Below are 11,863 nucleotides of genomic sequence, written 5' to 3'. Positions count from 1 at the left end.
CGCTCCATGTCGTTCCTCAAGATCAGCAACCTGCGCAAGTCCTACGGCGCGCTCGAAATCCTGAAGGATATCAACATCGAGATCGAGGAAGGCGGCTTCCTCGTGCTCGTCGGCCCCTCCGGCTGCGGCAAGTCCACCCTGCTCAACACCATCGCCGGCCTGGAGCCGATCACCTCGGGCGACATCGCCATCGACGGCCGCTCGGTCGCGGGGCTGCATCCTTCCAAGCGCGACATCGCCATGGTCTTCCAGTCCTACGCGCTCTACCCGAACATGACGGTCGCCGGGAACATCGCCTTCGGCATGGAGATCCGCGGCGTGCCGAAGGAGGAGCGCGACAAGGCGATCAAACAGGTCGCCGACATGCTGCAGATCGGCCACCTGCTGGAACGCAAGCCCGGCCAGCTCTCCGGCGGCCAGCGCCAGCGTGTCGCCATGGGCCGGGCGCTGGTGCGCGATCCGAAGCTCTTCCTCTTCGACGAGCCGCTGTCGAACCTCGACGCGAAACTCCGCGTCGACATGCGCACCGAGATCAAGCGCCTGCATCACCGCATGAAGACGACCATCGTCTACGTGACGCACGACCAGATCGAGGCGATGACGCTCGCCACCAAGATCGCCGTCCTGAAGGACGGCGTGCTGCAGCAGTTCGGCTCGCCCGCGGAGATCTACAACAACCCCGCCAACACCTTCGTCGCCGACTTCATGGGCTCGCCCGCGATGAACCTTCTCACGGCAAAGGTCGAGAACAACGGCGCGGGCGTCGCCGTCTCGCTCGCCCGCCACCAGGCCGAGCCGCTGGTGCTCCCGGTGCCGAATGCGCCGGGCGGCCTTTCGGCCTATGGCGGCAGGGACGTGATCTTCGGCATCCGCCCGGAGGCCCTGACCGACCCTGATGGCGCGGACCGCAACGCCCGCACGGTCGCCGAAGGCGACTGCCTGATCGAGGTGGTGGAACCCGCCGGCGCCGACACCTTCGCCGTCACCCATCTCGGCGGCAAGGAGATCGTCGCGCGCCTGCGCGCCGACGTGCGCATATCCGCCGGCCAGACCGCGCGCCTCGCCTTCAACCTCGACAAGGCCGTGTTCTTCGACCCCACTAGCCAGCTTCGTATCGCCTGAGAAACCCATGACCACGCAGCCGGACATCGTCATCATCGGATCGGGCATCGGCGGCGCCACCATGGCCGCCGCGCTGGCCTCGGCGGGCGCCAGGATCGTCATCCTCGAGGCGGGCGACCATCTGCCCGACCTGCCGGAGAACCGCGACCAGCGCGCAATCTTCCAGCGCGGCCATTTCCGCCCGAAGGAGATGTGGTACGAGGCGGACGGTACCGCCTTCAACCCCGGCAACTACTACAATGTCGGCGGCAACTCGAAATTCTACGGCGCGGTGCTGGTGCGCTACAGACGCGAGGATTTCGAGGAGATGCGCCACCGCGACGGCGTCTCCCCCGCCTGGCCCTTCCCCTACGAGGAGCTGGAACCGTGGTACTCCGCCGCCGAAAGGCTCTACAACGTGCGCGGCACGCTGGGAGAGGACCCGACCGAGCCGCACCATTCCGCGCCCTACCCCTTCCCACCCGTGCCGGACGAGCCGGCCATCGCGAAGGTCCGCGCGAAGATGAAGGCGAACGGCCTGCATCCCTATTCCCTGCCGCTCGGCGTCGACATCGACCGCTGGCTCGCCAAGGCGAAGACGCCATGGGATGCGCATCCGAACTGCAACGACGGCAAGATGGACGCGGAGAGCACGGCGCTGGCCGAAGCCCTGAAACATCCGAATGTCGAATTGCGCACCAACTGCCGCGTGACGCGGCTCGCCACCGCCCCGCACGGCCGCACCATCTCGACCGTGCACTACGTTCGCGGCGGCGAGACGGAAAGCGTTTCGCCGCGGCTGGTGATCCTCTCGGCCGGCGCGGTGCAATCCGCCGTGCTTTTGCTGCGCTCGGCCTCGGAAGCTTTCCCGAAGGGGCTCGCCAACAGCTCCGACCAGGTCGGCCGCAACTTCATGAACCACAATTCGAGCGCCGTGATCGGCCTCTCGCCCTTCTACAGCAACACCTCCGTCTACCAGAAGACCTTCGGCTTCAACGACTATTACCTCTCGGACGGCAACGGCGGCCCGCCGCTCGGCAATGTGCAGCTTCTCGGCCGCGTCTCGGGGAAGATCCTGAAGGCCAACATGCCCTCCGTGCCGGAATGGCTGCTGGAACATGTCGCAAGCCGCGCCGTCGATTTCTACGCGATGAGCGAGGACCTGCCGCATCCCGAAAGCCGCATCACGGTCGACCGCGACCGGATCGTCATGAAATGGACGCGCACCAACTGGCAGGCCCATCTCGACCTCGTGAGCAAGTTGAAAAGCGCGCTCAAGAAGGCCGGCTTCCCCATCGTCCTCGCCCGCGCCTTCGATAAGCGCACGCCCTCTCACCAGTGCGGCACCGTGCGCATCGGCAGCGATCCGGCGACGGCGCCGCTCGACATCTGGTGCCGCGCCCACGACCATCCGAACCTCTTCGTGGTCGATGCCTCCTGCCTGCCGACCTCCGCCGCCGTGAACCCGGCCCTGACGGTCGCCGCGCAGGCGCTGCGGGTCGCCAATCACATCCAGTCGAGGGACCTCGCCGCATGACGACCGCACCCCGTCCCGTCGCCATCGTCACCGGCGGCCGCCGCGGCATCGGCCTCGGCATCGCCAGGGCCCTTGCCGCCGAAGGCTTCGATATCGCCATCACCGGCATCGGCGAGAGTGACGCCGCGACCGACGCCATGCTCGCCGACCTTGCCGCGCTCGGCGGCCGGGCGATCTACCTCAAGGGCGACCTCGCCGACATTGCCGGCCACGCGGCGACCGTAGCAAGCATCGAGGACCGGCTCGGCGCCATCGCCTGCCTCGTCAACAATGCCGGCATCGCCTCCGTCGTGCGCGGCGATTTCCTCGATCTGTCGCCGGAAAATTTCGACGCGATCATTGCCACCAACCTGCGCGGCACCGTCTTCTTCACTCAGGCCGTGCTGAAGGCGATGCTGCAGTCGAAGCAGGCCGCCGGCCCGCGCTCGATCATCAACATCACCTCCGTCTCGGCCGGTCTCACCTCCCCCGAACGGCTCGACTACTGCATGACCAAGGCGGGCCTCGCCGCCTTCAGCCAGGGGCTGGCGCTGCGGCTGGCGGAGACCGGTATCTCGGTCTTCGAGATCCGCCCCGGCATCATCCGCTCCGACATGACGGCCGGCGTCTCGGCGAAATACGACGCGCTCATCGAGAGCGGCCTCGTGCCGATGAAACGCTGGGGCGAACCCGACGACATCGGCAACGCCGCGGCCGCGCTTGCGACCGGCAAGTTCGCCTTCGCCACCGGCTCGGTGATCAATCTCGACGGCGGCCTTGCCATCGGGCGGCTTTAAGGTGCGGGAAAGACGGGCGAGACAAGTCCCCTTCTCCCCTCGGGGCGAAGGTGCCGGCAGGCGGATGAGGGGGCTGCCAAGGGTAAAAAAAGCAATGTTTCCGTTGGGGGTCTCCCCCTCATCCGACCCTTCGGGCCACCTTCTCCCCCAAGAGGAGAAGGGATCAAGGCAAGGCACCGGGCAACGCGAGGCGACGCAGCGGAATTTGAGGACAACAGCATGACCTACGACTATATCATCACCGGCGCGGGACCGGCCGGCTGCGTGCTGGCGAACCGGCTTTCGGAAGACCCTGATGTCCGCGTGCTGCTGCTGGAAGCCGGCGGCGGGGACTGGAACCCGCTGTTCCACATGCCGGCGGGCTTCGCCAAGATGACGAAGGGCGTGGCGAGCTGGGGCTGGGAGACCGTGCCGCAGAAGCACATGAAGGGCCGCGTGCTGCGCTATACGCAGGCCAAGGTCATCGGCGGCGGCTCCTCCATCAACGCCCAGCTCTATACCCGCGGCAACGCGGCGGACTACGATCTCTGGGCGAGCGAGGACGGCTGCGAGGGCTGGAGCTACCGGGAGATCCTGCCCTATTTCAAGCGCGCCGAGGACAACCAGCGCTTCGCCGACGACTACCATGCCTATGGCGGGCCGCTCGGCGTTTCCATGCCGGTTTCCGCGCTGCCGATCTGCGATGCCTATATCCGCGCCGGCCAGGAACTCGGCATTCCCTACAACCACGATTTCAATGGTCGCCAGCAGGCCGGCGTCGGCTTCTACCAGCTCACCCAGCGCAACCGCCGCCGGTCCTCCGCCTCGCTTTCCTACCTCTCGCCGATCAAGGATCGCAAGAACCTCACCATCCGCACCGGCGCCCGCGTCGCCCGCATCGTGCTGGAGGGGATCCGCGCCGTCGGCGTCGAGGTGGTGACGGCAGGCGGCGTCGAGACGATCCGGGCGGAGCGCGAGGTGCTCGTCACGTCAGGCGCCATCGGCTCGCCGAAGCTGCTCCTGCAATCCGGCATCGGCCCGGCCGATCACCTGAAATCGGTCGGCGTCGAGGTGAAGCACGACCTTCTCGGCGTTGGCTCCAACATGCAGGACCATCTCGACCTCTTCGTCATCGCGGAATGCACCGGCGACCACACCTATGACGGCGTCGCCAAGCTGCACCGCACGCTCTGGGCCGGCCTGCAATACATCCTCTTCCGCTCCGGCCCCGTCGCCTCCTCGCTCTTCGAGACAGGCGGCTTCTGGTACGCCGACCCGGAGGCCCGCTCGCCGGACATCCAGTTCCATCTCGGCCTCGGCTCGGGCATCGAGGCGGGCGTCGAGAAGCTGAAGAATGCCGGCGTGACGCTGAATTCCGCCTACCTGCATCCCCGCTCCAAGGGCACCGTGCGCCTTGCCTCCGCCGATCCCGCCGCCGCGCCGCTGATCGACCCGAACTACTGGGAAGATCCGCACGACCGGAAGATGTCGATCGAGGGCCTGAAGATCGCCCGCGAGATCATGCAGCAGGCGGCGCTGAAGCCCTTCGTGATGGCCGAGCGCCTGCCGGGGCCGAAAGCCGTGACCGACGAGGACCTCTTCGACTACGGCTGCGCCAACGCCAAGACCGACCATCACCCGGTCGGTACCTGCAAGATGGGCACGGGCGCGGATGCGGTCGTCGGGCTCGATCTGAAGGTGCACGGACTTGAAGGTTTGCGCGTCTGCGACAGTTCCGTCATGCCGCGCGTTCCCTCCTGCAACACCAATGCGCCGACGATCATGGTGGGCGAAAAGGGCGCCGACATCATCCGCGGCCTGCCGGCGCTGCCGGCTCAGGTCTTCTCATATGAGCGCAACGATGCGCGCCCGCGCGCCCGCGCCAACATCCGATAGGGAGTTGCCATGATCCGCCACTGCGTCTTCATCCGCTTCAAGCCGACCATTTCCACCGCCTACAAGAGCGAGCTGTTCAACGAGATCGACATGCTGAAGGATCGTCTGCCGGGCATGCTCGCCGTGCATGTCGGCACCAATGTCAGCCCGGAAGAGGGCATGGACAAGGGCTTCAGCGATGGCTTCATCGTCGACTTCGCCGACAGCTTCTCCCGGGATGCCTATCTGGAAGACCCCGGACACAGGGAAACCGGCGCCCGGCTCGTCGCCGCAGCGGAGGGCGGGGTTGCCGGCATCCTCGTCTACGACCTGGAGACCGAAGACTAGAGCAATTCCAGCAAAAGTGCGAAGCGGTTTTGCGTCCGGAATTGCGTTAAAACAAAGAGTTAGAGCATTTTCGCGATTCGAAGAAAAGCGGAAATGCTCTACACCCGGCCGGCCCGGCGCGACAGCACGCGCTCGACGGCGGAGAAGGCATCGTAGATCAGCACCGCCAGCACCGCGACGACGAGGCCGCCCTGCAGCACGAAGGCGAGGTTGTTCGATTGCAGGCCGGCGATGATGACCTCGCCGAGCGTCCTGGCCGCCACCGTCGAGCCGATGGTGGCCGTCGCAAGGCTGATCGTCACCGAAAGGCGGATGCCGGCGAGGATGATCGGCAGCGCAAGCGGCAACTCCACCTTGGTCAGCCGCTGCCGGGCCGTCATGCCCGTGCCGCGCGCCGCCTCCATGATGGCGGGCGGCAGGGTCGAAAGGCCGGTCATGGCATTTTCGAAGATCGGCAGGAGACCGTAGAGGAAGAGCGCGATCAGCGTCGGCTTCTCGCCGAAGCCGACGACCGGCACGGCAAGCGCCAGCATGGCGACGGGCGGAAAGGTCTGGCCGATATTCACGAGGCTGCGCGAGAGCGGCAGGAATTCCGCACCGATCGGCCGCGTCACGAGAATGGCAAGGCCGACGGCGACGACGGTCGCGGCGAGCGTCGCGGTGAACACCGTGGCAAGATGCGAGAGCGTCAGCGACAGGAGGCTGCCCTGGTTGTAGACCGCCGGGGCATTGGCCTGCACGAGCGGTTTGAGGAGCGGCTCGAACAGGTTCGGCTGCACGAGGAAGGCGATGAGCACCGCCAGCGCGGCGAGCCGCAGCAGATTGGGCAGGAGCCGCCTCATTGCGGCCTCGCGGCGCGCCGGGCAAGGCCGGCAAGGGTGACGCGGCCGATGGGCGCGCCATCGGCGCCGACGACCGGCAGCGCCTCGCGGCCGGACCAGAGCAACGCCGAGAGCGCATCGCGCTGGCTCGTTTCGGCCACGAGCGGCTCGCCTTCGGCGGTGCCGTTTTCCATGGCATCGCCGACGGTACCGATGGAGAGCAGCCGGAACGGCCGCTCGCCCGCGCCGATCAGCGTCTCGACGAAATCGGTGGCGGGGTTGACCAGCATCTCCTCGGGCGCCGCGTATTGCACGATCCGGCCCTTGTCCATCACGGCGATCCTGTCCGCGAGATGGAACGCCTCCTCCATGTCGTGCGTGACGAGGACGATGGTCGTGCCGAAATGCCTCTGGATCGCCAGAAGGTCGTCCTGCGCCTTGGCGCGGATGACGGGATCGAGCGCGCCGAAGGGCTCGTCCATCAGGAGGATGTTCGGCTCGGCGGCGAGCGCCCGGGCGACGCCGACGCGCTGCTGCTGACCGCCCGAGAGCTCATGCGGATAGCGCGGGCCGAAGGCGGCGGGATCGAGCTGGAAGAGGGTCAGGAGCTCGCGGACCTTGGCGTCGATGCGGCTCTTCTCCCAGCCGAGCAGCGCCGGCACGGTGGCGATGTTCTCGGCGACCGTGCGGTGCGGGAAGAGGCCGTGGCCCTGGATGGCATAGCCGATATGGCGGCGCAGCTCGTAGCCGGGCATCGAGCGGTTGTCCTTGCCGTCGATCAGGATCGTTCCCGAAGTCGGCTCGACGAGACGGTTGATCATGCGCATCAGCGTCGTCTTGCCGGAGCCGGACGTGCCGACGATCACGGTGATCGAGCGCGGCGCGATTGTCATCGAGACGTTGTCGACGACGGTCGTGTCGCCGTAGCGCTTGGTGATGGTCTCGATCTCGATCATACGGCCCTGCCGGGTTTGTTGCTGGAAAGCTCGGTCGCGGCATCGAGCACGATGGCCGCGGCGAAGGCGAGCGCGACGGTCGGGACCGCACCGAGCAGCACGAGGTCCATCGCCGTCTGGCCGATGCCCTGGAAGACGAAGACGCCGAAGCCGCCGCCGCCGATGAGCGCGGCTATGGTGGCAAGCCCGATGTTCTGCACGAGCACGATGCGGATGCCGGTGAGGATGACCGGGAAGGCGAGCGGCAGCTCGACGCCGAAGAGTCGCTGGCGGTCGGTCATGCCGATGCCGCGGGCCGCATCGTTGGCGTCACGCGGCACGCCGGCGAGGCCGACCACCGTGTTGGCGACGACCGGCAGCAGCGAATAGAGGAAGAGCGCGACGAAGGCCGGGGCAGCGCCGATGCCGCGGATGCCGATGGCCGCGGCTCCCGGCACATGCAGCGCGACCCAGCCGAGCGGCGCGATCAGCAGGCCGAAAAGCGCGATGGAGGGAATGGTCTGGATGATGTTCAGCACGTTGAGCACGCCCGCGCGCAACGCTTCCACGCGGTGGCAGAGGATGCCGAGCGGCAGGCCGACGAGCGTGGCCGCGGCGAGCGAGCCGAGCGCCAGCACGACATGGCGGCTCGCCTCCAGCCAGAAAGTCCCGGCGCGGCTGCCGTATTCCTTGAGGATCGACAGCCCGTCCCAGGCGCCCGACATCAGGATGAGGGCGGCTGCAGCGGCAACGGCCGCAAGCAGCGCGACCCGCGCCAGCGGCGGCGGCCTCAGCCGCGCCAGCGCATCGGCCGTCAGCAGTGCGAAGGCGAAGCTGGTCAGCCAGAAGCCGGAGGCGGGCGAAACGCGGGCATAGGTGTTTTCCGGCGGCGTCAGGTGGCCGGCGGAAAGGCCGATGAGAATGGCAAGGGCAAGCAGCGCCACGAGCCCCAGCACCAGCCGGAGCACGGTGGGCGTCTTCAGCACGATGAGGACGAGCGCAACGGCGATGAAGGCCATGAGCGCGACGCCGAGGCCGGAAGGCAGCGCGGCGAGGATCGGCTGCACCTCGCCGGGGACTATGCGGTTGGCCCGGAAATTGGCGAACGGCGCCAGAAAGGCGCCGTAGGCCAGCAATGCGGCGATCACCACGCCGAGCTTGTCGATCCGCACCGTCATGGATGCCTTTCGGGAAGGGGCGTCCCCCGCCGAAGGACGGGGGACCAGGGCAGCTTACTTGAGGAAGCCGTTCTTCTTGAGGAAGTCCTCGGCGACGGCCTTGGCCGGCTCGCCGCCGACCTGCACGCGGCCGTTGAGGTCCTGCAGCGTCACGAGGTCGAGCTTCTCGAAGACGGGCTTCAGGATTTCCTCGATCTGCGGATTGGCCTTCAGCACCTCTTCGCGGATGATCGGCGAGGGCTGGTAGACCGGCTGCACGCCCTTGTCGTCTTCCAGCACGACGAGGCCCGACGGCGCGATGCCGCCGTCCGTGCCGTAGACCATGGCGGCATTGGCGCCGTTCGTCTGGTTGGCGGCGGCGGCGATCGTCGCGGCCGTGTCGCCGCCCGAAAGCGTGATGAGCTGCTCGGGCTTCAGCGTGAAGCCGTAGGTCGTCTGGAAGGCCGGAAGCGCGGCGGCCGAGTTCACGAATTCGGACGAGGCGGCGAGAACCACCTGGCCGCCATCGGCGACGTATTTGCCGAAATCGGTCAACGTCACGAGCTTATTCGGCTCGGTGACATCCTTGCGAAGGGCGATCGCCCATGTGTTGTTGGCCGGCGAGGGCGTCAGCCAGACGATCTTGTTGGCGTCGTAATCGAGGGTCTTGGCGAGTTCATAGGCCTTGGTCGCATCCTTCCAGGCCGGATCGTCGGCCTTCTCGAAGAAGAAGGCGGCGTTGCCGGTATATTCCGGATAGATGTCGATCTCGCCGGCGATGATCGCCTGGCGCACGACGGGCGTCGCGCCGAGCTGCACGCGGTCCGTCGTCTCGATGCCGTTGGCGTTCAGCACCGAAAGGATGATGTTGCCGAGCACCCCGCCTTCGGTGTCGATTTTCGAGGAGACGACGACCTGGGCCTGAGCGGCGCCGGCTGCAAGGCCGAGGGCCAGGGCTGCTCCGAGGAATTTGACGACTGGGCGCATGAGGTAAACCTTTCGTTCTGTGCGGGAACCCGTGGCGGTATTTTCACCACGTTTGGGACGGCCCGTCGGGGCAAGGAATTTCATATATGGCAGGCGATCGCAAAAAATAGACTGCGTCGAGGGTGCACGCACGGTTTTTGTTGCCACCTTCAAAGCGCTTTCAAGATTGCGCGAAGAGAACGGGCTTGGCAATAGAAGCGTGGTGCAATTTCGGGCCGCGCCCGGCGGGGCCGAAGCCATTTTCCGAAAGGAATTCCATTGCCTGCGGCGCGGCGGCGGCCGTCGCGGGCGTCCGGCAGCGGGGAACCTGCCGAAAGGAAAAGGCCCGGGAAACCCGGGCCTTGACCTCTTACTTCGGGTTGCGGATCGTCAACGCCGGGTTATGGGCGAAGAAGTTGTGCGGCATGATGTGCACGGTCTTCCACTCCGTCGACATGACCGGCCAGTCCTCCATGCGCGGGATGTGATGGAAGCCGGCGGAGAACCAGGTGACGACGTCCTTGCCCATCAGGCTCTGGTCCTTCTTGACCCATTCGGCGAGCGTGTCGGACCCGTCGCTCTGCATGGCGAACTTGCCGCCCGCATAGCGCTGTTCCGGGTCGTAGACCGTGTTCCAGACCGAATATTCGATATAGGCGTTGCGCTTCATCGGCGGATCGTTGGCAAAGTCGAACGGGCCGTAGGAAACGTCGCCGTGGTGGATCATGTAGCCCGGCTCATGGCCGAGATAGCCTTCGCGCGACGGGTTGGAGATGTGGAAGTAGCGCGGCTGCATGGACGAGAGCTTGTAGCGCGCCTCCATCTCCGTCTGCGGCATCTTGTGCTCGACCGTCCACATCGACTTGCGCGGGCTCGACGGGTCGAGCTTGGCCGGCACGATGTCCATCGTCGAGAAGTGGTTGACCGGCTGGTCGACGTCGAAGTCGATGCGGAAGTTGAAGTAGTGGTCATGGTTGGCGGCGACGAGGTTCGGCGCGATCAGCGTGCCGTGGGCCGTGTCCTCCCTGGCCGTCGCATCCTTCATCGAGGTCGAGGCCACGCCCTTCACCGCATCGAGGCCCGTGGCGCCGACATAGATGTTGACCTGGCCGTTCTGCTGCAGGCGGTAGTCGATGAGGTAGTCGTAGTTGCCGACCTCGGAGGCCGTGCGCACGACGAGTTCCGTCGCCGGGCGGCCTTCCGGCGGAATCGGGTTTTCCGGGGTCTGGGCGAAGACCTCGAAGTGACGCCAGGCCGGGTCGCCGATGCTGCGCTCGAAGACGCAGATCGCATTGGGGATGACGAGCGGCGCGCCCTTGTCGTCGGCGATCGTCGCCGGCAGGAAGGTGGCATGGGCCGGGCAGTCGACGCCGGCGCGCAGCGGCGTCAGGAACAGGCCGAAGCCGTATTCTCCGCTGTCCATGTAGGTGCGCCAGTACCAGCCTTCCGACGGGTCCATGTAGGGCACGAAGACCTCGGACAGGTGCGTCTGGTAGATGACCGAGCGCCAGGTGCCGTCATCGTTGACGTCAAGGTTGGAGATGACGAGGCCGGGGCGCTTGTCGACGCGGAAGTTGAGGCGCCAGATGTCCCATTCGAGATGGCTGCCATTGATCTTGTAATTCGGCCCGCCATCCTGCACCAGCTTGACGGGGTTGAAGTCGGCACGCAGCGGCACGCGCTTGGCGACCTCTTCCTCCGTGTAGCCCCAGCCGTCCTTCGGCACGTCGATGGCGCCGGTGTCGATGACGCGCAGCACTTCCTTCCTGCCGATGTCATAGATGGCGAAGAGGCCCTCGATCGGCTTGGCGTAGAAGTTGGAACCGTCGGGCACCTTGTAGCAGGGCACCTTCATCAGGCGGGAATTGGTGTATTCGTCGGTGAAGAAGTTGCCGGCGGTGAGCGGCAGGCAGAAGGCCTCTTCCGGCTTCAGGCCGCGCTTTTCGAGGCCCGCCACCATGTCCGGATGGCCGAGCACGCCTTCCAGCGCGTTCATGAATTCGGTGAAGAGCACCATGGGCTGCCCCTTGGTCTTCTCATTGCTCTCGACCGTGCCTTGCGTGATGTTGACCACCGCCTCGCCGAAGCCGTCGGCGCCCGTGAAATAGACAGTCGCCTTGCGGTCGAGGCTGTCGCCCTCCTTCCAGGCGAGAACGTCGGCCTTGGCCGGCTCCTTCAGTTCGATGAGCGGATAGAGCGTGGCGTCGTCCACGACCTTCCCATCGCGCAGGATCTGGTTGATCTTCTGGTATTCCTCGGCCGTCAGCCCGTCCAGCGGATGGGCCGCGGCAGCCGTGGCGGCAAGGCCGAGCGCCAGTGCCGTCGAGGCAAGATGCTTCATCAGTCTCATGATCGTTCCCTCTCTTTG

General features: G+C 66.3%; 10 protein-coding genes. 5 read left to right on the top strand and 5 right to left on the bottom strand.

Going from position 1 to position 11,863, the window contains the following annotated elements; translation table 11 throughout:
- Positions 1 to 6 precede the first annotated feature (6 nt).
- From L0976_RS04535 to L0976_RS04515, 5 genes are all read left to right on the top strand, one after another.
- The gene (locus tag L0976_RS04535) at positions 7 to 1,122 is read left to right on the top strand and encodes an ABC transporter ATP-binding protein (protein ID WP_234186316.1); all 1,116 of its coding nucleotides are present in this window, start codon (positions 7 to 9) and stop codon (positions 1,120 to 1,122) included.
- Positions 1,123 to 1,129: 7 nt separating this feature from the next.
- A complete protein-coding gene (locus L0976_RS04530; RefSeq protein WP_234186315.1) occupies positions 1,130 to 2,638 on the top strand; it encodes a GMC oxidoreductase in 1,509 nt (502 codons plus the stop codon).
- The gene (locus L0976_RS04525; RefSeq protein ID WP_234186314.1) at positions 2,635 to 3,414 is read left to right on the top strand and encodes a 3-ketoacyl-ACP reductase; all 780 of its coding nucleotides are present in this window, start codon (positions 2,635 to 2,637) and stop codon (positions 3,412 to 3,414) included. The genes L0976_RS04530 and L0976_RS04525 overlap by 4 nt, the downstream gene beginning before the upstream one ends.
- A gap of 219 nt (positions 3,415 to 3,633) precedes the next feature.
- The gene (locus L0976_RS04520) at positions 3,634 to 5,289 is read left to right on the top strand and encodes a GMC family oxidoreductase (protein WP_234186313.1); all 1,656 of its coding nucleotides are present in this window, start codon (positions 3,634 to 3,636) and stop codon (positions 5,287 to 5,289) included.
- A 9-nt stretch (positions 5,290 to 5,298) separates the two neighbouring features.
- A complete protein-coding gene (locus tag L0976_RS04515) occupies positions 5,299 to 5,616 on the top strand; it encodes a Dabb family protein (RefSeq protein WP_234186312.1) in 318 nt (105 codons plus the stop codon).
- A gap of 98 nt (positions 5,617 to 5,714) precedes the next feature.
- Here the strand turns inward: L0976_RS04515 and L0976_RS04510 are convergent, their stop codons facing one another.
- From L0976_RS04510 to L0976_RS04490, 5 genes are all read right to left on the bottom strand, one after another.
- Positions 5,715 to 6,458, bottom strand: a complete 744-nt coding sequence (locus L0976_RS04510; RefSeq protein ID WP_234186311.1) for an ABC transporter permease — start codon at positions 6,456 to 6,458, stop codon at positions 5,715 to 5,717.
- Complete coding sequence (locus tag L0976_RS04505; RefSeq protein WP_234186310.1) at positions 6,455 to 7,393, bottom strand: ABC transporter ATP-binding protein; 939 nt, start codon at positions 7,391 to 7,393, stop codon at positions 6,455 to 6,457. Before L0976_RS04505 ends, L0976_RS04510 begins: the two co-directional genes overlap by 4 nt.
- Positions 7,390 to 8,550, bottom strand: coding sequence for an ABC transporter permease (locus L0976_RS04500; protein ID WP_234186309.1), 1,161 nt, complete (start codon positions 8,548 to 8,550; stop codon positions 7,390 to 7,392). The genes L0976_RS04505 and L0976_RS04500 overlap by 4 nt, the downstream gene beginning before the upstream one ends.
- A 54-nt stretch (positions 8,551 to 8,604) precedes the next feature.
- The gene (locus tag L0976_RS04495) at positions 8,605 to 9,516 is read right to left on the bottom strand and encodes an ABC transporter substrate-binding protein (RefSeq protein ID WP_203316192.1); all 912 of its coding nucleotides are present in this window, start codon (positions 9,514 to 9,516) and stop codon (positions 8,605 to 8,607) included.
- A 349-nt stretch (positions 9,517 to 9,865) separates the two neighbouring features.
- The gene (locus L0976_RS04490; RefSeq protein ID WP_234186308.1) at positions 9,866 to 11,845 is read right to left on the bottom strand and encodes a tyramine oxidase; all 1,980 of its coding nucleotides are present in this window, start codon (positions 11,843 to 11,845) and stop codon (positions 9,866 to 9,868) included.
- Positions 11,846 to 11,863: the final 18 nt, after the last annotated feature.

This window comes from Shinella sp. NM-101, from assembly GCF_021401195.1.
Lineage (GTDB): Bacteria > Pseudomonadota > Alphaproteobacteria > Rhizobiales > Rhizobiaceae > Shinella.
Note: the sequence above shows the minus strand (reverse complement) of the source record. Positions and strands in the feature narration are given on the sequence as shown.

What these genes read in the sequence shown, in the direction of transcription:
- L0976_RS04495 (WP_203316192.1), bottom strand. Translation starts at nt 9,516, where the DNA reads ATGCGCCCAGTCGTCAAATTCCTCGGAGCAGCCCTGGCCCTCGGCCTT.
- L0976_RS04530 (WP_234186315.1), top strand. Translation starts at nt 1,130, where the DNA reads ATGACCACGCAGCCGGACATCGTCATCATCGGATCGGGCATCGGCGGC.
- L0976_RS04510 (WP_234186311.1), bottom strand. Translation starts at nt 6,458, where the DNA reads ATGAGGCGGCTCCTGCCCAATCTGCTGCGGCTCGCCGCGCTGGCGGTG.
- L0976_RS04520 (WP_234186313.1), top strand. Translation starts at nt 3,634, where the DNA reads ATGACCTACGACTATATCATCACCGGCGCGGGACCGGCCGGCTGCGTG.
- L0976_RS04490 (WP_234186308.1), bottom strand. Translation starts at nt 11,845, where the DNA reads ATGAGACTGATGAAGCATCTTGCCTCGACGGCACTGGCGCTCGGCCTT.
- L0976_RS04535 (WP_234186316.1), top strand. Translation starts at nt 7, where the DNA reads ATGTCGTTCCTCAAGATCAGCAACCTGCGCAAGTCCTACGGCGCGCTC.
- L0976_RS04500 (WP_234186309.1), bottom strand. Translation starts at nt 8,550, where the DNA reads ATGACGGTGCGGATCGACAAGCTCGGCGTGGTGATCGCCGCATTGCTG.
- L0976_RS04515 (WP_234186312.1), top strand. Translation starts at nt 5,299, where the DNA reads ATGATCCGCCACTGCGTCTTCATCCGCTTCAAGCCGACCATTTCCACC.
- L0976_RS04525 (WP_234186314.1), top strand. Translation starts at nt 2,635, where the DNA reads ATGACGACCGCACCCCGTCCCGTCGCCATCGTCACCGGCGGCCGCCGC.
- L0976_RS04505 (WP_234186310.1), bottom strand. Translation starts at nt 7,393, where the DNA reads ATGATCGAGATCGAGACCATCACCAAGCGCTACGGCGACACGACCGTC.